The 25,893-nt window shown below is 61.9% G+C and carries 25 protein-coding genes; 11 read left to right on the forward strand and 14 right to left on the reverse strand.

Annotation, left to right across the window (positions count from 1 at the left end; genetic code table 11):
- Positions 1-20 precede the first annotated feature (20 nt).
- From hpxX to NJC38_RS03200, 4 genes are all read left to right on the forward strand, one after another.
- The gene (hpxX, locus tag NJC38_RS03185; RefSeq protein WP_045492757.1) at positions 21-209 is read left to right on the forward strand and encodes an oxalurate catabolism protein HpxX; all 189 of its coding nucleotides are present in this window, start codon (positions 21-23) and stop codon (positions 207-209) included.
- Entirely contained in the window at positions 206-1,603 is a 1,398-nt protein-coding gene (locus tag NJC38_RS03190; RefSeq protein WP_253111481.1) for an AtzE family amidohydrolase, read from the forward strand. Before hpxX ends, NJC38_RS03190 begins: the two co-directional genes overlap by 4 nt.
- Positions 1,600-1,983: an oxalurate catabolism protein HpxZ gene (gene hpxZ, locus NJC38_RS03195; RefSeq protein WP_253111490.1), complete on the forward strand. Its 384-nt coding sequence runs from the start codon at positions 1,600-1,602 to the stop codon at positions 1,981-1,983. The genes NJC38_RS03190 and hpxZ overlap by 4 nt, the downstream gene beginning before the upstream one ends.
- Positions 1,984-2,050: 67 nt before the next feature.
- On the forward strand, positions 2,051-3,652 hold the full coding sequence (locus NJC38_RS03200) for a gamma-glutamyltransferase family protein (protein WP_253111492.1): 1,602 nt from the start codon (positions 2,051-2,053) through the stop codon (positions 3,650-3,652).
- A 15-nt stretch (positions 3,653-3,667) separates the two neighbouring features.
- Here the strand turns inward: NJC38_RS03200 and NJC38_RS03205 are convergent, their stop codons facing one another.
- The 3 genes from NJC38_RS03205 to NJC38_RS03215 all read right to left on the reverse strand — a co-directional run bounded on the left by NJC38_RS03205 (position 3,668) and on the right by NJC38_RS03215 (position 7,174).
- Positions 3,668-4,870: an MFS transporter gene (locus NJC38_RS03205; protein ID WP_045492746.1), complete on the reverse strand. Its 1,203-nt coding sequence runs from the start codon at positions 4,868-4,870 to the stop codon at positions 3,668-3,670.
- Positions 4,871-5,094: 224 nt separating this feature from the next.
- Positions 5,095-6,513: a HAMP domain-containing sensor histidine kinase gene (locus NJC38_RS03210; protein WP_253111499.1), complete on the reverse strand. Its 1,419-nt coding sequence runs from the start codon at positions 6,511-6,513 to the stop codon at positions 5,095-5,097.
- On the reverse strand, positions 6,491-7,174 hold the full coding sequence (locus NJC38_RS03215; RefSeq protein ID WP_045492740.1) for a response regulator transcription factor: 684 nt from the start codon (positions 7,172-7,174) through the stop codon (positions 6,491-6,493). The genes NJC38_RS03210 and NJC38_RS03215 overlap by 23 nt, the downstream gene beginning before the upstream one ends.
- 132 nt (positions 7,175-7,306) lie before the next feature.
- Between NJC38_RS03215 and NJC38_RS03220 the strand changes: the two genes are divergently transcribed.
- Positions 7,307-8,083, forward strand: a complete 777-nt coding sequence (locus NJC38_RS03220) for an NYN domain-containing protein (protein ID WP_253111501.1) — start codon at positions 7,307-7,309, stop codon at positions 8,081-8,083.
- 9 nt (positions 8,084-8,092) lie between these two features.
- Here the strand turns inward: NJC38_RS03220 and NJC38_RS03225 are convergent, their stop codons facing one another.
- The 3 genes from NJC38_RS03225 to pncA all read right to left on the reverse strand — a co-directional run bounded on the left by NJC38_RS03225 (position 8,093) and on the right by pncA (position 11,331).
- Complete coding sequence (locus NJC38_RS03225) at positions 8,093-8,959, reverse strand: DMT family transporter (RefSeq protein WP_253111503.1); 867 nt, start codon at positions 8,957-8,959, stop codon at positions 8,093-8,095.
- 728 nt (positions 8,960-9,687) lie between these two features.
- Positions 9,688-10,593 (reverse strand): formate/nitrite transporter family protein, encoded by a 906-nt coding sequence (locus tag NJC38_RS03230; protein ID WP_253111505.1) that lies wholly within the window; start codon positions 10,591-10,593, stop codon positions 9,688-9,690.
- Positions 10,594-10,683: 90 nt separating this feature from the next.
- Positions 10,684-11,331: a bifunctional nicotinamidase/pyrazinamidase gene (gene pncA / locus NJC38_RS03235; RefSeq protein WP_253111507.1), complete on the reverse strand. Its 648-nt coding sequence runs from the start codon at positions 11,329-11,331 to the stop codon at positions 10,684-10,686.
- 244 nt (positions 11,332-11,575) lie between these two features.
- Between pncA and NJC38_RS03240 the strand changes: the two genes are divergently transcribed.
- On the forward strand, positions 11,576-13,708 hold the full coding sequence (locus NJC38_RS03240) for a TonB-dependent siderophore receptor (protein WP_253111510.1): 2,133 nt from the start codon (positions 11,576-11,578) through the stop codon (positions 13,706-13,708).
- A gap of 87 nt (positions 13,709-13,795) precedes the next feature.
- Here NJC38_RS03240 and NJC38_RS03245 read toward each other — a convergent pair whose 3' ends face one another.
- The 5 genes from NJC38_RS03245 to NJC38_RS03265 all read right to left on the reverse strand — a co-directional run bounded on the left by NJC38_RS03245 (position 13,796) and on the right by NJC38_RS03265 (position 17,816).
- Entirely contained in the window at positions 13,796-14,752 is a 957-nt protein-coding gene (locus tag NJC38_RS03245) for a D-2-hydroxyacid dehydrogenase family protein (protein ID WP_253111512.1), read from the reverse strand.
- A gap of 76 nt (positions 14,753-14,828) precedes the next feature.
- Positions 14,829-15,194: a hypothetical protein gene (locus tag NJC38_RS03250; RefSeq protein ID WP_253111514.1), complete on the reverse strand. Its 366-nt coding sequence runs from the start codon at positions 15,192-15,194 to the stop codon at positions 14,829-14,831.
- A 67-nt stretch (positions 15,195-15,261) separates the two neighbouring features.
- Entirely contained in the window at positions 15,262-15,915 is a 654-nt protein-coding gene (locus tag NJC38_RS03255; RefSeq protein ID WP_253111516.1) for a DUF1345 domain-containing protein, read from the reverse strand.
- A 283-nt stretch (positions 15,916-16,198) separates the two neighbouring features.
- Positions 16,199-16,780 (reverse strand): hypothetical protein, encoded by a 582-nt coding sequence (locus NJC38_RS03260; protein WP_253111518.1) that lies wholly within the window; start codon positions 16,778-16,780, stop codon positions 16,199-16,201.
- Positions 16,781-16,895: 115 nt separating this feature from the next.
- Positions 16,896-17,816 (reverse strand): carbon-nitrogen hydrolase family protein, encoded by a 921-nt coding sequence (locus tag NJC38_RS03265; protein ID WP_253111520.1) that lies wholly within the window; start codon positions 17,814-17,816, stop codon positions 16,896-16,898.
- Between the two features lie 116 nt (positions 17,817-17,932).
- Between NJC38_RS03265 and NJC38_RS03270 the strand changes: the two genes are divergently transcribed.
- A complete protein-coding gene (locus NJC38_RS03270) occupies positions 17,933-18,844 on the forward strand; it encodes a LysR family transcriptional regulator (protein ID WP_253111522.1) in 912 nt (303 codons plus the stop codon).
- Positions 18,845-18,848: 4 nt separating this feature from the next.
- Here the strand turns inward: NJC38_RS03270 and NJC38_RS03275 are convergent, their stop codons facing one another.
- Both NJC38_RS03275 and NJC38_RS03280 read right to left on the reverse strand, forming a co-directional pair.
- Complete coding sequence (locus tag NJC38_RS03275) at positions 18,849-19,739, reverse strand: LysR family transcriptional regulator (RefSeq protein ID WP_045492714.1); 891 nt, start codon at positions 19,737-19,739, stop codon at positions 18,849-18,851.
- Complete coding sequence (locus NJC38_RS03280; protein WP_253111873.1) at positions 19,703-19,888, reverse strand: hypothetical protein; 186 nt, start codon at positions 19,886-19,888, stop codon at positions 19,703-19,705. Before NJC38_RS03280 ends, NJC38_RS03275 begins: the two co-directional genes overlap by 37 nt.
- On the opposite strand from NJC38_RS03280, the gene NJC38_RS03285 reads away from it, so the two are divergent.
- The 4 genes from NJC38_RS03285 to NJC38_RS03300 all read left to right on the forward strand — a co-directional run bounded on the left by NJC38_RS03285 (position 19,887) and on the right by NJC38_RS03300 (position 25,101).
- The gene (locus NJC38_RS03285; protein ID WP_045492711.1) at positions 19,887-20,963 is read left to right on the forward strand and encodes a 4-oxalomesaconate tautomerase; all 1,077 of its coding nucleotides are present in this window, start codon (positions 19,887-19,889) and stop codon (positions 20,961-20,963) included. The genes NJC38_RS03280 and NJC38_RS03285 overlap by 2 nt on opposite strands.
- A 59-nt stretch (positions 20,964-21,022) precedes the next feature.
- Complete coding sequence (locus NJC38_RS03290) at positions 21,023-22,330, forward strand: dicarboxylate/amino acid:cation symporter (RefSeq protein WP_253111531.1); 1,308 nt, start codon at positions 21,023-21,025, stop codon at positions 22,328-22,330.
- 120 nt (positions 22,331-22,450) lie between these two features.
- Positions 22,451-23,755: a citrate:proton symporter gene (locus NJC38_RS03295; protein WP_045492706.1), complete on the forward strand. Its 1,305-nt coding sequence runs from the start codon at positions 22,451-22,453 to the stop codon at positions 23,753-23,755.
- Between the two features lie 92 nt (positions 23,756-23,847).
- Positions 23,848-25,101, forward strand: coding sequence for an OprD family porin (locus NJC38_RS03300; protein WP_253111533.1), 1,254 nt, complete (start codon positions 23,848-23,850; stop codon positions 25,099-25,101).
- A gap of 9 nt (positions 25,102-25,110) precedes the next feature.
- On the opposite strand, the gene NJC38_RS03305 is transcribed toward NJC38_RS03300, so the two are convergent.
- A complete protein-coding gene (locus NJC38_RS03305; RefSeq protein WP_253111535.1) occupies positions 25,111-25,857 on the reverse strand; it encodes a 5-oxoprolinase subunit PxpA in 747 nt (248 codons plus the stop codon).
- Positions 25,858-25,893 lie beyond the last annotated feature (36 nt).

The following is a 25,893-nucleotide window of genomic DNA, read 5'->3' on the forward strand; positions in this document are numbered from 1 at the left end:
GATGTTCAGAGGAGTTCACCATGACACAGGTCCCGCCCGACTGGGCAGCCTACATTGCGCAGATGGAACAGGTCCTGGGCCTGGAACTGGACGACGCCCGACGTCAGGAACTGCTGTTGCAGTTCAGCCGCATCGCAGCCATGGCCGCGCCACTGATGGATTACCCGCTGGATGACCGGCTGGAAGTGGCGGGAGTCTACAAGGCATGAATCTCGACACGCTGAGCATCAGCCAATTGAAGTCGGCACTGGCCGCCGGAGAGTTCAGCGCCGCTGAAATCGCCGAGCACAGCCTGGGCGCAATCGAACAGCGCAATCGGGCAATCAACGCCTGGACCCGGATCACTCACCAGCGCATGCGCGAAGAGGCCCAGGCCCTCGATCGGCGTCGCCAGCAGGGTGAGGCCTTGCCCGCGTTGGCGGCTGTGCCCTATGCGGTGAAGAACCTGTTCGATGTGGCGGGTTTCCCGACCCTGGCCGGCGCACAGATTTTCAAGGACCGCGCGCCTGCGGCCCAGGATGCCTGGGCGGTGCGGCAACTGGCCGGCAGTGGCGCGCTGTTGTCGGGCATGCTCAACATGGACGCCTATGCCTATGGCTTTACGACCGAAAACAGCCATTTTGGTGCCACCTGCAACCCCCATGACCTGACCCGTATTGCTGGCGGCTCATCGGGCGGCTCGGCGGCAGCGGTTGCGGCCGGGCTGGTGCATTTTTCGTTGGGTAGCGATACCAATGGCTCGATCCGTGTACCGGCTTCGCTGTGCGGCGTGTTTGGCATGAAGCCGACCTTTGGCCGGCTGTCACGCAGCGGTACTCACCCGTTTGTCGGCAGCCTCGATCACATTGGCCCGCTGGCGCGGCGGGTCAGCGACCTGACCGAAGTCTATGACGCCTTGCTGGGTCATGACCCGGCGGACGGCTTTCAGGCGGCGCAGGATCTGCAACCGGTCATGCCCCGATTGGAGCAGGACAGCGACGGTTTGCGTTGCGCCGTACTGGGCGGTTATTTCCAGCAATGGTGCGATGATTCGGCACGTGATGCCGTGGCGCGCGTCGCCAAGGGGTTGAACGCGCAACAGCAAATCACGCTGGCTGAAGCCGAACTGGCGCGCACCGCTTCCTTCATCATCAGCGCCTCAGAGGGCGGCAACAGTTACCTGCCAACCCTGCGCCGTGCGCCTGACGCCTTCGAGCCGCTGTCTCGTGAACGGCTGCTGGCCGGGGCGATGATTCCGGCTGCCTGGTATGTGCAGGCGCAGCGCTTTCGTCGGCATTTCCAGCAGCAGGTGTTGCCGCTGTTCGCCGGCGTCGATGTGCTGATTGCACCGGCCACGCCGACCAGCGCCACGACCATTGGCCAGCAGACCATGCGTATCAATGGCACTGATCTGCCGATTCGCGCCAGCATGGGCATGCTCGCCCAGCCGATCTCTTTCCTTGGCCTGCCGGTGGTCAGCGTGCCGCTGCGCGCCGCCAATGGGTTGCCGATCGGCGTTCAGCTGATCGCCGCGCCGTTCAACGAACAGGCCTGCCTGCGTGCTGCGCGTCGGCTGGAGCAGTTGGGCATCACTGAGGCCGCTGTGCCGGGAGCCGTGCAATGAACCCGCAATCGATTGATCGCCCTGAGGTGCTGACCGAGGTACGCGCTGCGTTTGAGCGCTACGAGCAGGCGCTGGTCAGCAATGACACTCAGGTGCTCGATGAGCTGTTCTGGCATGACCCGCGCACCGTACGGCTTGGCGCCGGGGAGAACCTGTATGGCATCGAAGCGATCCGCGCCTTTCGTGCGGCGCGCCCGTCGGCCGGGCTGCAACGCACCCTGCGCAATACGGTGATCAGCTGCTATGGCGAGGATTTTGCTGTGTGCAGTACCGAGTTCACCCGCGACGGCAGCGAGCGCATCGGTCGCCAGCAACAGAGCTGGGTTCGTCTGGACGGGCAGTGGCGCATCGTCGCCGCGCACGTCAGCCTGATGTCGTAAACCTGTTTGGTCGTACGTTTCTTCGGTCGCAAGCTTCTTTGCTAGAAAGCTTCCTTGGTAGAAAATCATGCTCAACACCACACTGGCCGCCCGGGGCATTGCCGTGGCACCTCATAGCCTGGCCGCGCAATCGGCGCTGGCCATTCTGCGTAACGGCGGCAACGCCATCGAAGCGATGGTGGCCGCTGCCGCCACCATCGCGGTGGTGTACCCGCACATGAACGGCCTTGGCGGCGATGGCTTCTGGCTCATCGTGCCGAAACACGGCGAACCGCTGGCCATCGATGCCAGCGGCCCGGCCGGCAGCCTGGCGACCCTGGAGCGCTACCGTGGCCAGGCGAGTATCCCGCTGCGTGGCGCTGCTGCCGCGTTGACCGTCGCCGGGACGGTCGGCGGCTGGCAGGAGGCGTTGGCGGTCAGTGCCGGGCTGGGCGGCAGCACGCCGCTGCCGGCGCTGCTGGCCGATGCCATCCATTACGCCAGTGCCGGTATCCCGGTGACCCGTTCGCAGCATGCCGCCACCGCCGCCAAGCTTGCGCAACTGCAGGATATTCCGGGGTTCGCCGACACCTACCTGTGCCACAGCGAAGGCCGCTACCGGGTCCCGGAGGCGGGCAGTCTGTTTCGCCAGCCACGCCTGGCGCAAACCCTGCAACGCTTGAGTGATTGCGGCCTGGATGATTTTTATCGTGGCAGCCTGGGCGACAGCATCGCCGCCGACCTGCAACAGCTCGGTGCGCCGGTCACCCGTGCTGATCTGGCGGCCTATCGGGCCAAACGGGTCAAGCCGCTGGCCCTGGAGCATGGCAGCGGCACGGTGTACAACCTGCCGCCACCGACCCAGGGCGTGGTGTCGCAGCTGATTCTGGGGATTGCCGAGCAGGCCGGCCTGGCAGACGCCGCCGTCGACTCGGCGGCTTACGTGCACACGTTGGTCGAGGCCACCAAACTGGCCTTCAAGGTGCGCGATGCCTATATCACTGACCCGGCGCACATGAAGGTCGATCCCCAGGCATTTCTGGCCCCCGACTTTCTCGGTGAGCAAGCCGCGCTGATTGACCCCCGGCAGGCGCAGCGTTGGGGCGAAGACAAGGGGCCGGGTGATACGGTGTGGATGGGCGTGATCGACAGCGATGGTCTGGCGGTGTCGTTTATCCAGAGCATCTACCACGAGTTCGGCAGCGGCGTGGTGCTCAGCGACAGCGGGCTGGTCTGGCAGAACCGCGGCGCCTCGTTCAGTCTTGACCCTGAGCATTTGCTGGCGCTGCAACCGGGCAAGCAGCCGTTCCACACCCTCAACCCGGCCGCCGCCCGGCTGCATGATGGTCGCAGCATGGTGTACGGCACCATGGGCGGCGATGGTCAGCCGCAGACCCAGGCTGCCGTCTTCACGCGTTATGCCGTGTTCAATCAGCCGTTGCAGCAGGCCGTCAGCGCCCCGCGCTGGCTGCTGGGGCGCACCTGGGGCGACAGCAGCGTGTCGCTCAAGCTGGAATCACGCTTCGACCCGCAACGGGTTGGGCAACTGGCTGCCCTGGGCCATGACGTCGAAGTGCTGGAGGCGTTCAGTGAAACCATGGGCCATGCCGGGGCTGCGGTGCAGTTGCCCAACGGCACGTTCGAAGGGGCCTATGACCCGCGCGGTAACGGCGCAGCCGCCGGGTTCTGAACCGGCGGCTGATCATCAGGCCGTCTGGCCAGACGCCCGGCGTGCGGCGTGGGCGTCCTTGAGAAACACCAGCAAGGCCAGCAGCGGCAAGGCGGTGCCGACCAGGATGATCGCGTGCCAGCCGCCCCGATCGAACAACAGGCTGGCCACCGCCGAGCCGACTGCGCCGCCGATGAAGATGCTGGTCATGTACAGCGCATTCAGGCGCCCACGGCTGGCGGCATCCAGTGCGTACACGGCGCGCTGGCCAAGCACCATGTTCACCTGGACGCAGAAGTCCAGTACCACCCCGGTCAGCGCCAGGCCAATGACCCCGGCACCGGCATCGCTCAGCCCCGGCAGGAAACAGATTGCCGCCAGCAGCAAGGCAAACAGACTTGCCGGGCGGGTGTATCCGGCATCGGCCAGGCGTCCGCTGATCGGCGCCGCAATGGCACCGATCGCCCCGGCCAGGGCAAACAGGGCGATCTGGCTTTGCGACAGCCCGTGGTTGCGCGCCAGTTCCAGCGGTACGGCGGTCCAGAACAGGCTGAAGGTGGCAAACATACAGGCTTGATAAAACGCCCGCTGGCGCAGTACCGGTTGTTCACGCAACAGGCTCCACAACGAGCCCAGCAGTTGTCCGTAAGAGGCGCGATGTGCCGGGACCCGCTTGGGCATGGTGGTCGCCAGCACCACACAGATCAGCAGCATGATCAGCGCCGCCATGGCAAACACCGCGCGCCAGCCGAAGTGGTCAGCGATCAGGCTCGACAACGGCCGGGCCAGCAGAATACCCAGCAGCAAACCGCCCATGATCCCGCCGACCACCCGGCCACGGGATTCTTCCGGGGCCAGGTGCGCCGCCAGCGGAATCAGGATTTGCACCGACACTGAGCTGAAACCGATCAACAGCGACAGCAGCAGGAACAGGTTGGGCTGCTCCACCACGGCCGCGCCGATCAGGCTCAGCACCGCCAGTACGGCGGTGGCGATCATGAGTCGGCGGTTTTCCAGCAGGTCACCCAGTGGCACCAGAAACAACAGGCCCAGGGCATAGCCGATCTGGGTCAGCGATACGATCAGGCTGGCCAGGGTTTCTGAAAGCCCGAGGTCCGGGGCAATCAGGCCGATGATCGGCTGGGCATAGTAGATATTGGCGACGATGGCGCCACAGCAGAAAGCGAACAGCAGCACCAGAGCGCGGGTCATGGCAACAGGCGTGGCGGGAAGGCTCATAAAGGCTCGCAGGCAGGCTTGAGGAAGATAGCCAGCAGGTTAAAGGCATTCACCGACAGCCAGAACCCACACTGAATTGATACTGAATATTTCTGCCGATGATGATGCGCTGCTCAGGCTGCTTAAGGGGGCCTCTAAAAACGTAGGCGAGGCAGCCAGCGCAAGGCAAAAACAGGCGAGAAAGCGGAGTTTACGGGTTGTAAATGAGCATTTTGAGCCTGTTTTTAACGCAGCGATGGCAACGCAGGTAGTTTTGAGAGGTGCCCTGAAGTGTCGGCGGCACAATCGAGAATCAGCCGTGCGCCGCCATAGCGGCTGGTATTGATCCGCAAGGTAAAGCCATGCAGCTCGACAATCGCGGCCACCAGCGACAGTCCCAGGCCGAAGCCTTGCGGGTTGTCGTGTTCGCTGCGATGAAAGCGCTGGAACACCGCCTGACGCTCGGCTTCGGGAATGCCGGGGCCGGAGTCTTGCACCTCAATACGCAACTGGCCTTGCCAGGCGCTGGCCTGCAGCAGCACCGTACCGCCGGCGGGGGTGAACTTGATCGCGTTGTCGAGCAGGTTGGCCAGCGCCTCGAACAGCAGGGCGCGGTCGCCAGTGATGCTCGGCACCGGGCTGTCGACGTCCAGCAGCAAGGTGATGTCGCCTTCCTCGGCCAGCGGCAGATAAAAGTCGTGCAACTCCTGCAGCAAGGCGTGCGGGTCGAGTTCCAGAAAGCCCGAGCGGCGGCGCTGGTCCTGCAGTTCGGAAATGCGCAACAGCCCGCGAAAGCGCGCCATCAGGCCATCGGCTTCGGCGATCACCTGGGCAATTTCCGGGCTGTGCGGCGAGTCCGGGGCTTGCTGCTGGATGCGGTACAGGCGGGCGCGCAGGCGGGTCAACGGGGTGCGCAAGTCATGGGCAATGTTGTCGCATACGCCCTTGACCTCGTTCATCAGCCGCTCGATCTGGCCGAGCATGTCATTGACGATCAACGCCAGCATGTCCAGCTCGTCACGGCGCACCGAAACCGGCAGGCGCTTGCTCATGTCGCCACTGACAATCGCCTCGGCACTGGCACGCAAGGCATGGATGCGCCGCAGAGGCCGGCGGCGCAACAAGTACCAGCCGGCCACGCCGGGAATGATGGTCAGCGACATGCCCCATAGCAGCGCATGCAGAATCAGGTTGGAGACGGCGAACAGCGAGCCATTGTCGCGCACGATGATCAGCCAGTTGCCAGCGCGGGTGCGAGTCGCTACCGCGGCGCAACTGCTGCGCGGCAGGTTCGGGTCGGTGGAGACGATGCAACTGCCCAGTTCATGAATCTGGCCGTCCAGCGGCAGGTTGCCGGGGATCTGCCGGATCGGCCCGAACAGCGGGCGCAGACGGGCGTCGAACAGGCCGAAGGCATCCACGGCGGGTTTGTCGAAGGCCATGCTCGCCACCAGCGCTTCGACCAGGTCCTGGCCTTCGAAGCGGGCGAACAGCTGCTGGCGCTGCATCAGTGAGTGGCGGGCCATCTGGTCCAGATAACCTTTGACCTCCCAATACAGGACCCCCAGCAAGATGCTGCCCCAGGCCACGAACAGGGTGCTGTAGAGCGCCAGCAGACGGCTGCTGGAGGAGCGCCAGCCCTTAGGCAGGTTCGCTAATGACATACCCCGTGCCCCTTACGGTACGGATCAGCGGCGCACTGCCCGGTGGGTCGATTTTCTTGCGCAGGCGGCCAATATGGACGTCGATCAGGTTGGTGCCAGGGTCGAAGTGATAGCCCCAGACCTCCTGGAAGATCATCATCCGGGTGATGACCTGGCCATGGTTGCGCATCAGAAATTCCAGCAGCTTGTACTCGGTGGGCAGCAGGGTCAGGGTCCGCTCGCCACGGCGCGCCTCGCGGGTCATCAGGTCCAGTTCCAGGTCACCGACCAGCAACTGGCTTTTCTGCTCGCTGGCCGGGCTGTTACGGCGCAGCAGCACCTCGACCCGGGCGGCCATCTCGTCGGAGGCAAAGGGCTTGGACAGATAGTCGTCGCCCCCGGCGCGCAGGCCACGAACCCGCTCATCGACGTCTGACAGCGCGCTGATCATCAGGATCGGCGTGCTGATGCCCTGGGCGCGCAGGCGGGTGACGATGGTCAGCCCGTCGACCTGCGGCAACATGCGGTCCAGGGTAATCAGGTCGTAATCGCCACTGACGGCCTTGTCCAGACCGTCACGCCCGTTGTCTACCCAGTCCACATCCAGCCCGTGACTGCTGAGTTCCGCGACGATCTCCCTTGCGGTGACGGCGTCATCTTCGATTGCCAGGATTCGGGTCATCTTGCCTGCCTGCGGTGTGGGACAAAATCGTATCTTGCCTGTTGGAACCTGAAAATTTCCTGAAAGAAAGATTCATGTCGAACCGTCACGTTCTGGCACCATGAAGGCTCCAAACTGCAGCAAGGACAATCAATGGCTGCCAATAACACGTCGCGCACGCAAAAACATCTTGCCGTGCTCATCGATGCCGACAATGCGCCCGCAGCGATTGTTGAAGGTCTTTTCGAAGAAATCGCAAGGTACGGTGTCGCCAGCGTCAAACGCATCTACGGTGACTGGACCGGCCCGCAACTGGGGAGCTGGAAGAACGTTCTGCTCGACCACTCGATCGTGCCTATCCAGCAATTTGCCTACACCAAGGGCAAGAATGCCACTGACAGCTCGTTGATCATTGACGCCATGGACCTGCTCTACACCCGGCGCTTCGAGGGCTTTTGCCTGGTTTCCAGCGACAGCGATTTCACCCGGCTGGCGTCGCGTATTCGTGAAGAGGGATTGCTGGTCTACGGTTTTGGCGAACAGAAGACACCGCGGCCCTTCGTCGCCGCCTGTGACAAGTTCATTTATATCGAACTGCTCAGAAGTGACCCGCCGGGCGCAACCGGCGTGGAGGATCGTCCGGCCAGCGAAACAGCAAAAGTGGCAGATGACGGCAAAGCCGCCCGCAAGCCCAAAGTGCCTCTGGCGTTCATCGCCAAGATCATGGACGACATCGCCGATGAAGATGGCTGGGCGCACTTGAGTGCACTGGGCACCAATATCAGCAAACTCAGGCCGGAGTTCGACTCGCGTACCCATGGCTACAAAAAGCTCAGCGACCTGATCAAAGGGCATCCCAAGACCTTCGAGTTACAGACCCGTAACAGTCCGGGAGGCACGGCGGTGTTGTATGCCAGGCACAGACAGTGAGCCTTGGCGTCATGCAGCTCGTTTTGAGCTGAACCCTCTTATGGCAATGATGACAAGCAGCGCTCCGGCAGCTGTTATCCAGGAGAGGCTATGTCCAAAGACTGCATAGTCCAGCATCAGCGTGATGACGGGGACCAGATAGAAAAGGATGCCAACCGTGCTTGCCGAGTGTTTGCTCAGCATATGGAACAAGAGCAGCACTGCGCCGCTGGATACCACGAGGATCATCCAGCCGGCAGACAGGATGAAAGCGGGTGTAAGGTTCAGGTGAAGAGGGGTGGCGGGAAGGAGGATGAGAAACACCAGGGCGGCGCTCAAGCTTTGATAAAAAGCGGACACCAGCGGGTCAACGGGCAGTTTTTGTTGCATCACTGAACCGGTGCTTATCGCCAGTAGCGAGAGGGTTCCGAATATCAGGCCGAGCGGCGTCATCGCTCCGGTTTCACGTGCTCCGAGTATGGCGATGGTGAGGCCTGATAAGCCAAGCAGTAAATACAGATATCCTGAAACGCCGATCTTTTCACGGGCAAACAGGGGTGTCAGGATCGGCTGGATGCCCAGCAGAATCGAAAGCGCTCCGGGTGTCAGCTCATGATGGAGTGCTAGAAAGAACGCGCTTTGATAACCAACTTGCAATGTCATGCCGATAATAAAAACCCGTAGTAGCAGATGCCTTGGCAAGTCTATTTTTTTTAGCAGGCCGGTTTTACCAGATAGTAACGTACAGATAATAAAGAGTACGAACGCGGCACCAATAGAGCGAAGGGTCAGGAATACGGACACTGAAGCGTCCTCAAGCCCAAGCTTCACGAAAATAGCCCCGCTGCTCCACATTAGCAGGAACAGTAACGGTGAATACTTTTCCAGTGCAGTCATCGCGGGGCTCATGATCATGCGTTCCAGTCGTTAATGACGTATCGCTCACCCATCGCCCGCTGCTCAATCAAATAGCGTCGTAGTGAGCGAGCTTTTCGAGCGACTTCTGGATCTTCGCCATTTCAGCAGCGCTTACGATCCAGTCATAGCAGCAAGCTACAGAAATGTTGTAGGTGGAATGTGGAGAGAGTGAAAACTATATGTCGGCTGAGAAGTTATCGTTATGGGGGGGTAGGGTGCCTGGTAGTCGGGAGGCCATTGGCTTGCTCAATTTGCTTGGGGTGGCCAAGATACTTCGGGATATTGATGTTGTATTGGTGTGAGTTGGTAATGGATGTTTCCTGGTGTAACGTTTTGTGTTTGTCGCCTGAAAAACGGGGCTGAGCTGTCGGAATGAGTATTGCTGGTTTTCGGGGTTTGGTTGATTGATATGTAGTCCTAAAGTCTGAGTGTTGTAGGAAGTGGTGAGTTAACTTTTAAGATTTATTTGGTTTTTTGGGAGGGTGAATTTTATGGCCGCTAAATAGCCTCTAAATCCAGGGCGTGTGAGCGAGGGCACTCGGATACCAGGGGCAAGCCGATATATTCGCTGCAAGTCACCGCCAGCGCTTATGCGCTGTCGTCGAGGTCGGCTGGCAAAAGGGCCCGTAAACCACTCCATCTGCAGTGATCTCGTGGCCTTAGTCGCCAGCAGAGCTTGCCTCCCACCGGTTCGTGGAGGCTTGTGGCTAAAGTTGCTCCGGCTTTCGGCTTTTGCGCAACTCCTCCAGCAGCTTGCGTTTGTCGCGCTCGTGCTTGGCGGTCATGTCGTTCTCGCTGCGAATCTGCGCATGGCTGAGCAGGCCGAAGATAAAGCTGCCACCGATGATATTGCCGGCCAGGGTGGGGGCTGCAAACGCCAACCAGAAATCGCCCCAGCTCACCTCGCCGGCAAACACCAGGTACGACACCTCCAGCGAGCCGACCACGATGTGGGTGAAGTCACCCAGCGCCATCAGGTAGGTGATCACCACGATAATGGCGATCCTGGCGTTTTCCATGCCGGCGATCATCCACACCATGGTGGCGATCATCCAGCCCGAGACGATGCCTTTGGCGAGCATCTTGGTCGCGTCGTTTTCCATCACTTTGCGGCCGATTTCCAGAAACGCCAGGTCGGTCTGGGTATCGAAGATCGGCAGGCGCAGCATCACCCAGGCCACCAGCAGGGTGCCGGCCAGGTTACCGGCGAGCACCACACCCCACAGGCGCAGCAATCGGCCGAAATTGCCCAGGGTCAGCTTGCTCATCACTGGCAGCACGGCCGTCAGGGTGTTCTCGGTGAACAACTGCTGGCGGGCCAGGATCACCGCCAGAAAGCCTGCCGAATAGCCCAGGCTGGCGATTACGTGGCTTTCATCGCCGGGCCCCAGCCGCGAGCGAAACAGCCCCATGGCCATCAGCGACAGGCCCATGGTCAGCCCGGCGGCCAGCGCCGACCACCACAACGCTGCGACACTGCGCTCCAGCTCATGGTCGCCCTGGATGCGGATGGTTTCATGCAACACCGCTGCCCGCGGTGGCAGCTTCTCGTCGATCTCGCGCTGTTCTTCGGCTGACAGGCCGGGAGTCTTGCCGTCTGCTTGTTCTTGCATACCAGTTACCTTCATGGGGAACGACGGAGGCCCGTCTGTCTGAAGATTCAGACCTGCGCGGCCCGGCGTCGTTCTGCCGTGATGAAGGCGTTATGCGTGCTGTAGCTGTTGGCTCTGGATGCGCTGTACACCCAACTCGCCCATCGCGTGCCAGGCGGCCTGCAACGAGCCGTTCAGGTCAATCGCCCGGCAGGCATCCTCGATCACGTAGGTGTTGAACCCTTCGCGTGCCGCGTCCTGGGCCGACCAGGCCACGCAGAAGTCCAGCGCCAGGCCGACCACGTACAGCGTCTCGATGCCGTGCTCGCGCAAATAACCGCTCAGGCCGGTGCGGGTGGTGCGGTCGGCTTCCAGAAACGCGGAATAACTGTCGATCGCCGGATTGCAGCCCTTGCGCAGAATCAACTGCGCGTGGGGCAGCTCCAGCGCCTCATGCAACTGCGCGCCATCGCTGCCTTGCACGCAATGCACCGGCCACAGGGTCTGCGGGCCGTAGGGCAGGGTGATGGTCTGGAAGGGCACATGGCCCGGATGACTGTCAGCGAACGAGATATGCCCGGCCGGGTGCCAGTCCTGAGTCACGATGACCCTGGCGAACTGGCTGCCGAGGCGATTGATCAACGGCACCAGCGCATCGCCGTCGGCCACCGCCAGCGCACCGCCGGGCATGAAGTCGTATTGCATGTCGATCACCAGCAGGGCACTGCGGCGATCGCCGGGGGAATGGGTCAGGTTCATCAGCTCTCCGATCTGATCAGGGAAACACCGCCACAGTATGCCTGCCTGGCCCGGTAGGCGCGGCGTGAGCCGCGAATATTCACCGTCGAGGCGGATTGCTGCCAGCAATGACCCATCCACGCCGACATGATCCCAAAGTTACATTTGGGAATAAGTTTCACTTGTAGTTACAAATCTATACAATTCACATCTCAAAACGGGCCGTCATGAGCTCGTGGATCATCAAAGAGAACAGGATTCACACATGCGTCGCACTCTGATTTCGTTTTGCGCTGTGCAAGCCGCGCTGAGCCCACTGGCCTGGGCTGAGCAGGCCCCGGCCGGCAAGCCCTCCATCGAGCTGCAAGTGACCGACATCAACGCCGCTGCTGACAGCGAGCAGGCCACCGGTCCCGTACAAGGCTATAAAGCCACCCGGTCTGCCAGCGCCACCCGCACCGATACCTCGATCCACGAAACCCCGCAGTCGGTCAGTGTGGTGTCCCGCGAAGCGGTAGAAGATCTGGGCGCTACCCGCTTGCAAGAGGCACTCGACTACGCGGGCGGCGTTGGCCGGGCCAACAACTTCGGCGGCCAGGGCCTGACCACCTTTACCGTGCGCGGCTTCACCACCGGTGAGTTCTACCGCAACGGTTTCCCGATCAACCGCGGCTACCCGAGCATGCCCGATGCCAACACCATCGAGCGTCTTGAAGTGCTGCGCGGCCCGTCGACCACCCTGTACGGCCGCGGCGACCCGGGCGGCACCTTCAACGTGGTGACCAAACAGCCGTCCAGCGACCGCTCGGTGACACTGGGCAGCCAGATCAACGACCAGGGCATGTACCGTGGCACCCTCGATGCCACCGGCCCACTCGACGAAGAGGGCCGTCTGGCCTATCGCCTGAATGTTCTGGGCGAGGGCGGCGAAACCTTCCGCGACCACGTCGAGACCGAGCGCTATTCGGTGGCGCCGGTGCTCAGCTGGCAGCTCAACGATGCCACGCGCATCACCTTCGAAGGTGAGTTCATGCGCAACAATGCACCGCTGGATCGCGGCCTGACCCGTTACCCGGCGCAAACCCGCACCGCCTCGCCAGACACCTTCTGGGGCGAGAAGGACATCGGCAAGCTGCACACTGACACCAACATGGCCCAGTTGCGGTTCGAGCATGATTTGAACGACAACTGGACCCTGGGCGGCGGCGTGCAGTCGCTGGACGGCACCATGAAGGGCAACGGTGTCGAAGCCAACAGCCTGGGTGCCGATGCTCGCACCCTGAGCCGTAACTTCAACTGGCGCAAACTGGACTGGACCGATATCGACGTGCAACTGAACGTCACCGGCCGCTTCAACACCGGCAGCCTTGAGCACCTGCTGCTGGCCGGCGTCGAGTATGAAGATTACGACTACAAGTCGATCATCATGCGCTCCAGCGGTGCTGCCGGCAGCTACGCCATCGACATCTACAACCCGGTGTATGGCCAGGCCCGTCCGGCGCTGACCCGCACCACCACCCATGACAAGGAAAACCTCAAGACCTGGGCGGCGTTCCTGCAGGATCAGGTAACCCTCACCGAGCGCCTGAAGTTGCTGGTGGGCGCGCGCTTCGAACGCTTCGAGCATGACTACGACACCTACCTGGCCGGCACCCGGAGCTGGACCAACAGCGACAATGCGGTGACGCCGCGGCTGGGGCTGACTTTCGACCTGACCGAAGACCTGGCCCTGTACGCCAGCGCCTCGCGTTCATTCAAGCCCAACTCCGGTGCTGCGCGGCTGGGCGGCGGGTTCGATCCTGAAGAAGGCAAGGCTTACGAGCTGGGCGCCAAATGGCAGGCGCTGGACAAGCAGCTGAGTGTGGAAGCGGCGATCTACCAGATCGACAAGAAGAACGTGCTGACCACTGACCCGGTCGACTCGACCTTCAGCATCGCGGCCGGCGAAGTGCGCAGCCGTGGTTTCGACCTCAACGTGGTGGGCAACATCACCCCGGCCTGGAAAGTGATGGGCAGCTACGCCTACACCGACGCCGAAGTGACCAAGGACAACACCCTGCGTAACGGCACTCGCCTGCTCAACATCCCCAAGCAGAGCGCCAGCCTGCTGAGCATGTATGAGTTCCAGGACGGCGCATTGCGCGGTCTGGGCCTGGGTGGCGGCGCCCGTTATGTTGACGAGCGTGCCGGCCAGACCGCCAACGTGCCGAACTTCAGCATGGCCAGCTACACCGTCTACGACCTGCTGAGCTACTACAAGGTCAACGACAACCTGCGCCTGAACCTGGACGTGAAGAACCTGTTCGACAAGGAATATGAAGAGGGCGCGTTCGGCAACATCTACGCCTATCCGGGCGCACCGCGCACCGTGCAGGTGGGCTTCTCGTACAAGTTGTAACCTTTCGCCAGGGGGGGCTTGCCAGCTTCTTCGCGAGCGAGCTCCCACATGTGCATGACTTAAGCCGACCGGGATATCGCCTCTCTATCAGGCAAATACCCTGATCGGCTGGCCGGCATGCCAGGCCTGAATGTCTTCGATCATTTGGCCGTAGAAAGTCTGGTAGTTGTTGCCGGTCACGTAGCCAATGTGCGGCGTGGCCAGGACGTTGTCCAGATTGCGAAACGGGTGCTCCTGGGCCAGTGGTTCCTGATCGAAGACATCCAGCGCCGCCCCGGCAATGCGCCGCTGGCGCAGTGCCTCGATCAGCGCTGGCTCATCGATGATCGGCCCGCGCGCAGTGTTGATCAGATACGCCTGGCGTTTCATCCAGCCCAGTGCCTGGGCATCCACCAGCCCCCGACTGCGCTCACTGAGCACCAGATGCACCGACAGCACGTCAGCCTGCTCGAACAGCGCCTGCTTGCTGACCCAGCTGACGCCGACCTCGGCCGCGGCCTCGGGTGTCAGGTTCTGGCTCCAGGCAATCACCCGCATGCCGAACGCCTGCCCATAGCGGGCCACTTTCTGGCCGATGCTACCCAGACCCAACAGGCCCAGGGTCTTGCCGTACAGGTCGCCGCCAATCCCCACCTGCCAGCCCCCGCCACGCAACGAATTTGCCTCTTGCACCAGATTGCGGGTAAGGCCCATGACCAGCGCCCAGGTCAGTTCCGGGGCGGCATGCTTGTAGCTGTCGGTGCCACACACCTCGATGCCCAGCTCACGGGCGGCTTTGACGTCCAATGCGGCGTTGCGCATACCGCCGGTGACCAACAGCTTGAGGTTTGGCAAGCGGCTTAGCAGCGCCTGATCGAACAGGGTGCGCTCGCGCATCACGCAGATCACCTCGAAGCCCTGCAAGCGCTCGGCCAGGGTCGCGGTGTCGGCGGGGTAGTCGTGCAGGAAGCTGACCCTGGCAATGCTGCCGAGCACCGACCAGTCCACTACATCGCTGGCCACGTTCTGCCAGTCGTCCAGTACGGCAATGTTGAGCAGCGCCATCGTCGGGGGTCTCCATGTCTGTGGATGTGTCCGCACCTTACGCCGTAATGGTCCGGTCGGACAGCCTGCGAGCGGCCTACATGCTGCCGGTGCAGGCCAGGTAACGTTTGGTGATGGTCTTTACTTGCGATATGTGTTCGAAGATGGCGGGCGCATCGTCGAAGATGCGTGACTCACAGATGTCCCGGTAGATCTCCAGTTTTCTGTGGCAGTTACTGATACTCGACCCGCCGGAAGCCTGGAAGTCCGGGTCTTTGCACACATAGGCAGCCATCCACTTGGCGCCCCAGCGAACCTCTTGCTGGGTCACCGGTGTCTTCTCGGCCTTCCTCAATAGCGCCTGATAGCTGGCTACCGGAATGTCCTGCCGGGCACTTTTTGTGTAGCTCGAATAGGCGTAGTAGCCGCCGGCGGCGAGCAGCAGCAAGATCAGGTATTTCATGTGCGTCCGTGACGTAGGCCGAGAGACGCAGATTTTAAACCGGTACTGACGAGCCGACAAAGATTTGTCAGCCAAACAGCCCCGCCGCCAGATTGATAGTCAAGCCCAGAATCGCCGTATTAAACACGAACCCCAGCAAGCAGTGAGCAAGCACGACCTTGCGCATTGCACGGGTCATCACGCCCACGTCTGAAGTTTGCACCGCCACGTTCAGGGTGAAGGAGAAGTACAGGAAGTCCCAATAGTCGGGATGCCTTTCACCGTCAGGAAAATTCAATGCCGGTTGCTTGCCGCCAGTGGTGTAGAACAGCCTGGCGTAGTGCAGGCTGAAGATCACCCCGGTCAACAACCAGGAGCCGACAATCGTCAGGGCGGTAAAACTGTGCCGCAGCACCTCGCCGTTGCCCGGCGCCGCTTTGCCGTTGGCCAGTTCGACAATGAGCGCCGCGAGGCTGGCCAGCGCGCCGATGCACACCACCAGTAATACCACCCCAGCATTTTCGTCCTCCATCATCGCGACCTTCTTCACATCATCAGCGCTGCTGCGCAGCGTGTGGCTAAGGATCAGTGCCAGGAACACCCATACGGCAAGATTCCAGCCCACCAGCCCGTGCTGGATGATGCTTAGTTGCGGGGCGATAAACACCGAGCCGATACCGGCCAGCAAACCCAGCGCAGCGCTCACGGCCAGACGCGGGTGGGTATGAACGACATGGGGCATGGCGGTGCTCAGCAAGGGCAGGGTTGGCACAACGATAGCAGCTCTGTGAGCATGGCTGGGCGCCGCGCTGTCCTGACAAACACGGCACCTCGTAGGAGCCGCTTTAGCGGCGAAGATTCGCCTTCCCGGCTAAAGCCAATACTGCTCATATGGGCGCCGCAAATCTCTGTGGCAACGAGCTTGCTCGTGAAGAGGCCGGTAAAGTCACAGCATCTGCTGCGAATGTGCCGCAGCCTTCGCCGGGATGCCAGACCACAGCAATCGGAGCGCCGGCCGACCGCGCCTACGGGACCCCCTGCGCATCCAGAGCCTTTTGCAACAGGCCAGCCAGGGTGTCGCGGTGTTCCAGTTGCCTGCGCTGGGCTAACACCAGCGCATCAGTGAATGATCGGGTCGAGGTCAGTGCGAGCAACTGCGTGTACATGGCAATCTGGCGGTCTTCGAGCCCGACATATTGGCGCAGATACGCGACGGGAGCTTCGCAGTAGGGCTCCTGATAGTGCTGGTCGGCTTCTATCGCGCGCACCTTGTCGGTGTAGGCGCTGGCCAGGCTGCCGCTGTTGGTCTTGATGGGCTGGCGGGTCAGCAGCGCATTCAATTCATCAAATGGCGGGTTTCTTGAAAAGCGTCCCTTACGCCCTTTGGCGATATGCACCAGCATCGCCGCCAGCACCCCGGCGTTCTCGACCTTGTCGTTGGCAATCCGTCTGAGGATTGCCTTGCGGTCTGGTTCGGGTTCGCCGGTGGCGTTGAGCAAGTAGAGAATGGCTGAAGGCAACTCGCCCTCGACCCCACGAAACTGACCGAGCAGCAACTCGAAGAACCGGATCGTGTTGGCGCTACGGGTTGGGCCGGGAGTGGCCATGGCATATCTCCTTCACATTGCCGGTGCCTGTGAAGGACTTGAAACCCGAAACGTGCGTCTGTTCACACTTCCTGACCAGTGGCCCGCCCTCAGCCAAGCCTGGCGTCACCGGACTTCAGACAAACCGCACCCCGGCCTTTTCACGTTCATCGACCGTCAGTTCAAACACGTCCGGGCGCGAGTAATGCCCGGTCACGTCAAAGTCATAACGCGCCCGGGCCAGTTCGGCGGTGTCGATTTCGGCGCTCAGCAGGCCGCGCTCGCCCAGTAACGGTCCGGCCAGCACTTCGCCCAGCGGGCTGACGATCACGCTGCCGCCATTGATCAACGGCCGGTCTTGCGGCCAGTTTTCCACCTGGGTGCCCAGTTGTGCCGGTGAGTCTTGGACCTGGCAGGCGCTGACCACAAAGCAGCGGCCTTCACAGGCCACATGGCGCATGGTTGCTTGCCACATATCTCGCTCGTCCACGGTTGGCGCACACCAGATGTCCACGCCCTTGGCGTACATCGCGGTGCGCAGCAACGGCATGTAGTTCTCCCAGCAAATTGCAGTGCCCAGCCGCCCGGCACGGCCCTCGATGACCGGCAGCGTCGAGCCGTCGCCTTGTGCCCAGATCAGCCGCTCGCTGCCGGTGGGCATCAGCTTGCGGTGCTTGCCGGCCAGCCCGGCCTGCGGGGTGAAGAACAGGGCAGTGCAGTACAGGCTGTGGCCGCTGCGCTCGATCACACCAATCACCAGATCGGCACCGGTGCGTGCTGACAGGGCCGCCAGGGCATCGGTTTCGGTGCCGGGCACGTCGATGGCGTTGGCATGGTAACGGGCAAAAGCTTCACGGCCCTCCGGCAGACGGTAGCCGAGCTGGGTGCCGAACCGTTCGCCTTTGGGATAACCACCCAGCAGCGCTTCGGGCATCACCACCAGGTTGGCGCCGGATTCGCTGATGGCGGTTTCATAGGACAGGATCTGTTCCAGGGTGGCGGCTTTGCCGTCAGGCAACGAGCCGATTTGCAGCGCCGCGATGATGGATCTGGACATGGCTGTGGGTTCCGTTGGTGGTTGGTTTTGCCGGCTCAAGCCGGTCCTGCCAGGGCATGCGGCCATTTTCATTGCAAGCCGAACTATGAATAAATAGCGGTTCATTTCTATGTGATATGAACCAGATGAATATCGAGCAGATTGACCTGAACCTGCTGAAAGTCTTCGAAGCGCTGTTCGAGGAAAGCAGCGCCAGTCGCGCCGCGCTACGCCTGGGCGTGACTCAATCGGCGGTGAGCGCGGCCTTGCGGCGTCTGCGTGACGTGTACGGCGATCCGCTGTTCGTGCGCACCGGGCGCGGTCTGGCGCCGACCTTGCGCGCCAATCAGTTGCGTGCGCTGATTGGCGAAGCACTTGCCAAGTGTCGGCAAAGCCTGACCCTGCTTGATCCGAAGGCCAGTGACTTGCAGGGCCGCAGCGTGACCCTGGGTTTGTCGGATGATTTCGAGATCGCTTACGGCCAGCGCCTGATCGCCGCCGTGGCGCAGCGTGCAGCGGGACTGCGGCTGATTTTTCGTCAGACCCATAGCCAGATCGTCGCCAGTGACCTGCTTGAGCGGCGCATCGATCTGGCGATCACCGCGGGCGGTTTCAATGCCCGGTTGCTGGGCCGGCAGATTCTCGGCGAGGGCGGCTATAGCTGCCTGGTGGACGGGACCAGCCTGAAAAACCATGGGCTGAGCCTGGATGAGTTCGTCCGGCGCGAGCACATTCTGGTGTCGTCGGGCGGCTTTATCGGCATCGTCGACGAAGCGCTGGCGGCTGACAACCTGCAGCGCCGGGTGCGGGTTTCGACCACTCATTTTGCGGCGCTGGCGTGGCTGCTGCGCGGCACGCAGGCAGTGGCGACCATTCCCGCCCATGCCGCGCAAAGCATTGCCGACATGACCGGGCTGCTGGCGTTGCCATGCCCGCTGGCGCTGCCGCGTTACCCGATCGAACTGGGTTGGCGCAGCGTGACCCAGCCAGACCTGGCGGTGCAGCGGGTCCGGCAAGCCATCACCGATTGTTTTGCGCCGCCGGATTGATACCTTACTGCGGCCATTTCTCCAGCAGCATGGCGACGAACTTCTCGGCCGCTGGCGACAGTGACGCACCACGCCGGTAGACCAGCCCCAGCGAGCGGTTCACCACCGGCTCTTCGAGCGGCACGCTGACCAGGGTCGGGTGATCGGCCGCCGGCATCGCCAGGCTGGGCATCACCGAGACGCCCAGGCCTGCTTCTACAAGCCCCAGCGACGTCGATAAATGCTGCACTTCGTAGAACCACTTGGGCCGCCAGCTCAACCCGGCCAGGGCATGGTCGAGAATCATCCGGTTGCCGCTGAGTCGTCCAACACCAATCAGCCGGTAATCGCTCAGCTCCGACCACCTCACTGAGCGGCGCTGGGCCAGTTCGTGGTCGCGGCGGCAGGCCAACACGAATGGCTCGTTGACCAGCGCGGTGAAGTCGATATCCGGGTGCTGGCCGCTCATCATGTTGATGCCGAAATCCGCCTCGCCACGCAGCACCGCTTCCAGGCCGTCGTTGGCGCTCAGGTCGAGCAGGCGGATGCGAATCTTCGGGTATTGCTCGTTGTACAGGCGGATGACCGAAGGCAAAAAGTAAAACGCCGCTGTCGGAATGCAGGCCAGCGTCACCTGGCCGGTCTGCCGTTCAGCCAGCTCGCGGATGCTCAGGATCGAGTCCTCCAGATCATCAAGCAAGCGCCGCGCCTTGGGCAGGAAATCACGCCCCACCGTGGTCAGGCTCACACGTCGGGTGGTGCGCTCCAGCAACGGCGTGCCCAGGCCTTCCTCAAGTTTCTTGATGCGCCGGGTCAAGGCCGGCTGCGAAACGTGCAAGGCGTCGGCAGCCTCATGGAAACTGCCAAGTTCGGCGATTTTCACGAAAGATCTAATGTCTTGAAGCTCATATTCCACGGCGATGCTCCGCTGGGCGAGTTATTTTTATTGATAACGCTGACGCAGTAATAGCTACGATCTTTGCATTGGATTGATTTTTCCCGGCCTGTCACTCTTGTTTCCAGAACATCAATAACACCGATTGATCCACAAGAGTCAGTAGTCATGCAACGAATTCCCTGTGTGCTCATGCGCGGCGGTACTTCCAAAGGACCGGTTTTTCATGCCTGGGACCTGCCCGCGAAGGTCGAAGAGCGCGACGAAATGTTGATCAACCTGATGGGCTCCGGCCATGAGCTGGAAATCGACGGCATCGGCGGCGGCAGCCCGCAGACCAGCAAGGTGGCGATCGTCAGCCCGTCGCTGCACCCTGACGCCGACGTCGACTACCTGTTTGTCCAGGTGATGGTCGCCCAGCGCCGGGTCGACACCGCGCCCAACTGCGGCAACATGCTCTGCGCCGTCGGCCCGTTCGCCATCGAGCAGGGGCTGGTCAAGGCGCAGCAGGGCAAAACCCTGGTGCGTATTCGCAACCTCAACACCGACACCCTGGTCACTTCGCTGGTGGATACGCCCGACGGCGTCGTCAACTACGAGGGCGATGCGACCATCGACGGCGTGCCCGGCAGTGCCGCGCCCATCCACGTGACCTTTCTCGATGCCGTAGGCAGCAAGACCGGCCAGTTGTTCCCCACCGGCCAGGTGCGCGATGTGTTTGACGGCATTGAGGTGACCTGCATCGACATGGCCATGCCAATGATGCTGGTCGAGGCGGCCAGCCTGGGCAAGACCGGTGCCGAGACCCCTGCACAACTGGACGCCGACAGTGAGCTGCTGCAACGCCTGGAAAGCCTGCGTCGCCAGGCCGGGCTGGCGATGGGGCTGGGCGATGTCAGCGACAAGGTGATTCCCAAACCGGTGCTGATCTCCCGCCCGCAACACGGCGGCACCCTGCAGGTGCGCTACTTCATGCCGCACAACTGCCATCGTGCGCTGGCCATCACCGGTTCCATCGGCCTGGCGACTGCCTGCGTCAGCCCTGACAGCGTAGCGGCCAGGTTGCTGGGTGAATCGGTGCTGCAACTGACCGAGGTTCGTCTGGAACACCCAAGCGGGGCTATCGACGTGGCACTGAGCCGCAGTGGTCCTGACGGTACCTTGCAGGCTTCGGTGGTGCGCACCGCACGCCGACTGTTTTCCGGTTTCGTTTACGTTGCAAACGCCCAACGACTGGCCGGTTGATCCTGCCAGCCTGTTTAGCCCAAGCGCATCCGCACAATTTCAACAATGGGTGATGCCTCATGAGACTCATCAAATCGCTGTACTTCCAGATCATCTGCGCCGTCATCCTCGGCGTACTGGTCGGTCACCTCTGGGCGCAACAGGCCGTGGCCCTCAAGCCGCTGGGTGATGCCTTCATCAAGCTGATCAAGATGATGATCGCGCCGGTGGTGTTCTGCACCATCGTCACCGGCATCGCCGGGATGACCGACAAGCGCTCGCTCGGCCGGCTGATGAGCAAGACCCTGCTACTGTTTCTGGTCCTGACCGTGATCAGCCTGGTCATCGGTCTGGTAGCGGTTTACCTGTTCAAGCCGGGTGTCGGCATGAACATCGACCCTTCGACCTTGAGCACTGAAGGCCTCAGCCAGTACACGGCTTCGGCGGCCAAGCTCAGCGTTGTCGACTTTTTCATGCACATCATCCCGGACACGTTCATTGGCGCGTTCAGCAAGGGAGAGGTACTGCCGGTGCTGTTCATCGCCGTGCTCAGTGGCTTTGCCCTGTCGGCACTGGGTGATAAAGGCCGTCCGGTGCTGGATGTGCTGGAGTCAGCGTCGCAGATGGTGTTCAAGATCTTCGGTTACCTGATGCGCTTCGCCCCGGTCGGTGCCTTCGGCGCGCTGGCCTTTACGGTTGGCCAGTACGGCATCACCTCGCTGGGGTCACTGGCCAAACTGATCATGACCCTGTACATCGCCTGCGCCTTCTTTGTGCTGGTGGTGCTCGGCAGCCTGTGCCGCCTGCATGGTTTCAGCCTGTGGAAACTGCTGCGCTACTTCCGCGAAGAGTTTCTGGTGGTATTGGGCACCTCGTCCACGGAGCCGGTGCTGCCGCGCATGCTGGAAAAACTCCAGGCGCTGGGCTGCAAGAAGGGCGTGGTAGGGCTGGTGCTGCCCACCGGTTACTCGTTCAACCTCGACGGCACGGCCATCTACCTGTCACTGGCGGCGGTGTTCATTGCCCAGGCCTGCAACATCGACCTGACCGTCGGCCAGACCCTGACCATGCTGGCGATCATGCTGCTGTCGTCCAAAGGCGCGGCCGGTGTGACGGGTAGCGGCTTTGTCGCGCTGGCCTCTACCCTGACCGTCATCCATGACATTCCGCTGGCGGGCCTGGCACTGCTGATCGGCATCGACCGTTTCATGTCCGAGGCGCGGGCCTTGACCAGCCTGGCCAGTAACGCGGTGGCCACGGTGGTGATTTCCCTGTCTGAAGGTGCCTGTGACCGGCAGACCCTGCAGCGAGCCTTGAATGGCACACCGGCGCCGGCTCCAGAGCCTGCCGTGCAATGGGCCAAAGACACCCCGCCACACCGTAACTGATCGTCAGTTTTCCAGTGACTTTAACGTAGCACCCCGCCTGGCGCATGATAGCGCCAGGCGGGCAGGGAGGCCGTGCGTCTGCGTATTGGCCGCGCCGATATAACAACAAGAGAACACAACATGCTCGCATTACTTGGCTTGGCCATGGTCGTGGTTTTTACCTACCTGATCATGAGTAAACGGCTTTCGCCCATCGTCGCCCTGACCCTGGTACCCATTGTCTTTGCCGTCATCGGTGGCTTTGCCCCGACCACCGGCAAGATGATGCTCGACGGCCTGAAAATGGTTGCCCCTTCGGCCGCCTTGCTGTTGTTCGCCATTCTGTTCTTCGGCCTGATGATTGATGCCGGATTGTTCGACCCGCTGATCCGCAAGATTCTCAAGCGCGTCAATGGTGACCCGCAGAAAATCGCCATCGGCACCGCCTTGCTGTCGCTGCTGGTCGCGCTGGACGGCGATGGCACCACCACCTACATGATTACCTGCGCAGCCATGCTGCCGTTGTACAAGCGCATCGGCATGAACCCGATGATTCTTGCCACCATCTCGATGCTGTCGCTGAGCATCATGAGCGGCATGAGCCCTTGGGGCGGGCCGGCGACCCGTGCCATTGCGGCGCTGGGTCTGGATGCCACCGAGTACTTCATCCCGATGTTGCCGACCATGATCGGCGGTGCCATGTGGGTGGTGTTCACCGCATTCCTGCTGGGCCGCGCCGAACGCAAGCGCATCGGTAATATCCGCCTGGAGTCCGGCGGTGGTAACTGCTACATCGAAGCCATCCTGGAACACACCCCGCACAAGCGTCCGCGCCTGGCCTACGTCAATCTGGTGCTGGTGATTGCAGTCATGGTAGCCCTGGTGATGGGCGTGGTGCATGCCGCGATCCTGTTCATGGTCGGTTTTGTCGCGGCATTGATGATCAACTACCCGAAACTGGACCAGCAAAAAGAGCGCATCCTGGCCCACTCCGGCAATGCCATGACCGTGGTGCTGCTGGTGTTCGCCGCCGGTATCTTCGCCGGCATCTTCTCCGGCACCAAGATGGTCGATGCCATGGCCCAGACCCTGGTGAGCTGGATCCCGCCGTCCTGGGGCCACTGGTTCCCGCTGGTGGTGGCGCTGACCAGCATGCCGCTGACCTTCGTGCTGTCCAACGATGCCTACTACTTCGGCGTGGTGCCGATCCTGGCCAACGCTGCAGCCGCCTATGGCATCTCGCCGCTGGAAATCGCCCGCGCTTCGGTGCTGGGCCAGCCGGTGCATCTGATGAGCCCGCTGGTGGCTTCGACCCTGCTGCTGGTGGGCATGGTCGACCGCGATATCGGCGACTTTCAGAAAGCCACGGTCAAGTGGGCAGTGCTCACCTCGCTGGTGATTACCGTGCTGGCGTTGCTCACCGGCGCGATCTCGTTATTCGTCTGAGCGCCGGCTAGCCAGCCGGCCAACCGGGCGCACTGCGCTGCGCCCGGCTGCTTGCTTTCGATCATCCAAAACAACAAAAGAGAACTTTGATCATGACCCGATTCATCAGTCGTGCGGCCGCTTGCGGCCTGCTGTTTGCCGGTTTGCCACAGGCCGGTGCCGCCGGCTTTGTCGATGACAGCAAACTCAAGTTGCAACTGCGCAACGTCTACTTCAACGAAAACTTTCGGGATGAACAGGGCCTCAGTGCCCGCGCTGCGGCCACCGCCAAAAGCGAACGAACCGAATGGGCGCAGGGTTTTTTGCTCGATTACCAATCCGGTTTCACCCAGGGCCCTGTCGGTTTCGGCCTGGATGCCATCGGCCTGCTGGGCATGAAGCTCGATTCCGGACGCGGGCGCAGCGGCACCGGCCTGCTGCCGGTGCATGACGATGGCCGGGCGGCCGACGAGTTTTCCAGCTTCGGCGCCACGGCCAAGGCGCGGCTGGCGAAAACCACCCTCAAGTACGGCACCTTGCTGCCCAAGAACCCGGTGCTGGTCTACAACGATGCGCGGCTGTTGCCACAGACCTACCAAGGCGCACAGGTGGTCAGCAGCGATATCGATAACCTGACGCTGACCGCCGGTTACCTCGACCGCCAGAAACTGCGCGACTCCTCCAACAGTGACGGGCTGACACCCGATGGCTACAGCGGCGCTGAGTCCGATGCGTTTCGCTACATGGGCGCCGAGTACAGCCCTGACAAGGCCTGGCGGCTGAGCTACTTCCATGGTGAGCTGGAAAACTTCTACCAGCAGCACTTCTTCGGCGTACAGCACCAGTTGCCGCTGGCCGGTGGCTCACTGAACACTGATCTGCGGGTGTTCGACAGCCGTGACAGCGGGCATGCCTGGAAGGGCCGGATTGATAACCGCATGTACAGCGGGCAGCTGGCTTACAGCCATTCCGGGCACACCGTGGGGGCCGGCTATCAGAAGCTGAGCGGCGATGCCGGCCTGCCGTTCGTCAATGGTGCGACCGTCTACTCGTTCAGTAACGTCGGCATCGGCAAGTTCATTCAGGAAGATGAAAAGACCTGGATGCTCAGCTATGCCTACGACTTCAGCGCTGCCGGCATCAAAGGCTTGAACTTCATGACCCGCTACCTGAGCGGCGATAACGGCAAGTCCGGCAGCGCGGGGCAGGCCGAGTGGGAGCGCGATATCGAGCTGGCCTACACCGTGCCCGACGGCAGCTTCAAAGGCCTGGGCATAAAGCTGCGCAACTATGTGTACCGCGCCGACTTTTCTCGCGGCCGCGACAGCAATCGGCTCTACCTGACCTACGACATCGCGCTCTGGTAAGCCGTTGCGTCAGGACAGCGCCTGCAAGGCCTCGCGAATCCGCCGCACGGCATTGATCGAGCTGTCGTTGTCGCCATGCACACACAGAGTATCGACCCGCAATTGCAAGGCGCTACCGTCACTGGCGGTCAGCGCCTCGCCACGGGCCAGGGTCAGGGCCTGAGCGATGACTTGCTCCGCTTCGTGATGGACGGCACCGGGCAGATTGCGTGACACCAAGTGCCCGTCGGCATCATAGGCACGGTCGGCAAACGCCTCAAACCACAGCGGCACGCCGTACTCAGCGCTCAGGTTCAACGCCGTGTCGTTGTTGCGCGAGGCCATCAGCATCAGCCGCAGATCCCCACCGTAACCGGCCAACGCCTTGAACACCGCGCGCAATTGCGGCTCGGAACGCATCATGTCGTTGTACAGCGCGCCGTGGGGTTTGACGTACTGCACCCGGCCACCCTGAGCGCGGCAAATGCCTTCCAGCGCACCGATCTGGTACAGCAGCAGGTCTTCGATTTCCTGCGGTGAGCAGCTCATCGAGCGGCGGCCGAAACCGACCAGGTCAGGGTAGGCCGGGTGCGCGCCGATGGTCACCCCATGGCTCAGCGCCAGGGCCACGGTCTTGCGCATGGTCGAAGGATCAGAGGCATGAAAACCGCAAGCGATATTCGCGCAATCGATCCACGGCATGACCTCGGCGTCACGGCCCATGGTCCAGGCGCCGAAGCTTTCGCCGATGTCGCAGTTTAAAAGTGGAGTGTTCATGGTGCGGGTTCCTGGGTGAAGGCATGGGGTGCTGGC

The sequence above is a fragment of the Pseudomonas sp. 21LCFQ010 genome (assembly GCF_024129905.1).
GTDB lineage: Bacteria > Pseudomonadota > Gammaproteobacteria > Pseudomonadales > Pseudomonadaceae > Aquipseudomonas.

What these genes read in the sequence shown, in the direction of transcription:
- hpxX (WP_045492757.1), top strand. Translation starts at nt 21, where the DNA reads ATGACACAGGTCCCGCCCGACTGGGCAGCCTACATTGCGCAGATGGAA.
- NJC38_RS03190 (WP_253111481.1), top strand. Translation starts at nt 206, where the DNA reads ATGAATCTCGACACGCTGAGCATCAGCCAATTGAAGTCGGCACTGGCC.
- hpxZ (WP_253111490.1), top strand. Translation starts at nt 1,600, where the DNA reads ATGAACCCGCAATCGATTGATCGCCCTGAGGTGCTGACCGAGGTACGC.
- NJC38_RS03200 (WP_253111492.1), top strand. Translation starts at nt 2,051, where the DNA reads ATGCTCAACACCACACTGGCCGCCCGGGGCATTGCCGTGGCACCTCAT.
- NJC38_RS03205 (WP_045492746.1), bottom strand. Translation starts at nt 4,870, where the DNA reads ATGAGCCTTCCCGCCACGCCTGTTGCCATGACCCGCGCTCTGGTGCTG.
- NJC38_RS03210 (WP_253111499.1), bottom strand. Translation starts at nt 6,513, where the DNA reads ATGTCATTAGCGAACCTGCCTAAGGGCTGGCGCTCCTCCAGCAGCCGT.
- NJC38_RS03215 (WP_045492740.1), bottom strand. Translation starts at nt 7,174, where the DNA reads ATGACCCGAATCCTGGCAATCGAAGATGACGCCGTCACCGCAAGGGAG.
- NJC38_RS03220 (WP_253111501.1), top strand. Translation starts at nt 7,307, where the DNA reads ATGGCTGCCAATAACACGTCGCGCACGCAAAAACATCTTGCCGTGCTC.
- NJC38_RS03225 (WP_253111503.1), bottom strand. Translation starts at nt 8,959, where the DNA reads ATGACTGCACTGGAAAAGTATTCACCGTTACTGTTCCTGCTAATGTGG.
- NJC38_RS03230 (WP_253111505.1), bottom strand. Translation starts at nt 10,593, where the DNA reads ATGCAAGAACAAGCAGACGGCAAGACTCCCGGCCTGTCAGCCGAAGAA.
- pncA (WP_253111507.1), bottom strand. Translation starts at nt 11,331, where the DNA reads ATGAACCTGACCCATTCCCCCGGCGATCGCCGCAGTGCCCTGCTGGTG.
- NJC38_RS03240 (WP_253111510.1), top strand. Translation starts at nt 11,576, where the DNA reads ATGCGTCGCACTCTGATTTCGTTTTGCGCTGTGCAAGCCGCGCTGAGC.
- NJC38_RS03245 (WP_253111512.1), bottom strand. Translation starts at nt 14,752, where the DNA reads ATGGCGCTGCTCAACATTGCCGTACTGGACGACTGGCAGAACGTGGCC.
- NJC38_RS03250 (WP_253111514.1), bottom strand. Translation starts at nt 15,194, where the DNA reads ATGAAATACCTGATCTTGCTGCTGCTCGCCGCCGGCGGCTACTACGCC.
- NJC38_RS03255 (WP_253111516.1), bottom strand. Translation starts at nt 15,915, where the DNA reads ATGCCCCATGTCGTTCATACCCACCCGCGTCTGGCCGTGAGCGCTGCG.
- NJC38_RS03260 (WP_253111518.1), bottom strand. Translation starts at nt 16,780, where the DNA reads ATGGCCACTCCCGGCCCAACCCGTAGCGCCAACACGATCCGGTTCTTC.
- NJC38_RS03265 (WP_253111520.1), bottom strand. Translation starts at nt 17,816, where the DNA reads ATGTCCAGATCCATCATCGCGGCGCTGCAAATCGGCTCGTTGCCTGAC.
- NJC38_RS03270 (WP_253111522.1), top strand. Translation starts at nt 17,933, where the DNA reads ATGAACCAGATGAATATCGAGCAGATTGACCTGAACCTGCTGAAAGTC.
- NJC38_RS03285 (WP_045492711.1), top strand. Translation starts at nt 19,887, where the DNA reads ATGCAACGAATTCCCTGTGTGCTCATGCGCGGCGGTACTTCCAAAGGA.
- NJC38_RS03280 (WP_253111873.1), bottom strand. Translation starts at nt 19,888, where the DNA reads ATGACTACTGACTCTTGTGGATCAATCGGTGTTATTGATGTTCTGGAA.
- NJC38_RS03290 (WP_253111531.1), top strand. Translation starts at nt 21,023, where the DNA reads ATGAGACTCATCAAATCGCTGTACTTCCAGATCATCTGCGCCGTCATC.
- NJC38_RS03295 (WP_045492706.1), top strand. Translation starts at nt 22,451, where the DNA reads ATGCTCGCATTACTTGGCTTGGCCATGGTCGTGGTTTTTACCTACCTG.
- NJC38_RS03300 (WP_253111533.1), top strand. Translation starts at nt 23,848, where the DNA reads ATGACCCGATTCATCAGTCGTGCGGCCGCTTGCGGCCTGCTGTTTGCC.
- NJC38_RS03305 (WP_253111535.1), bottom strand. Translation starts at nt 25,857, where the DNA reads ATGAACACTCCACTTTTAAACTGCGACATCGGCGAAAGCTTCGGCGCC.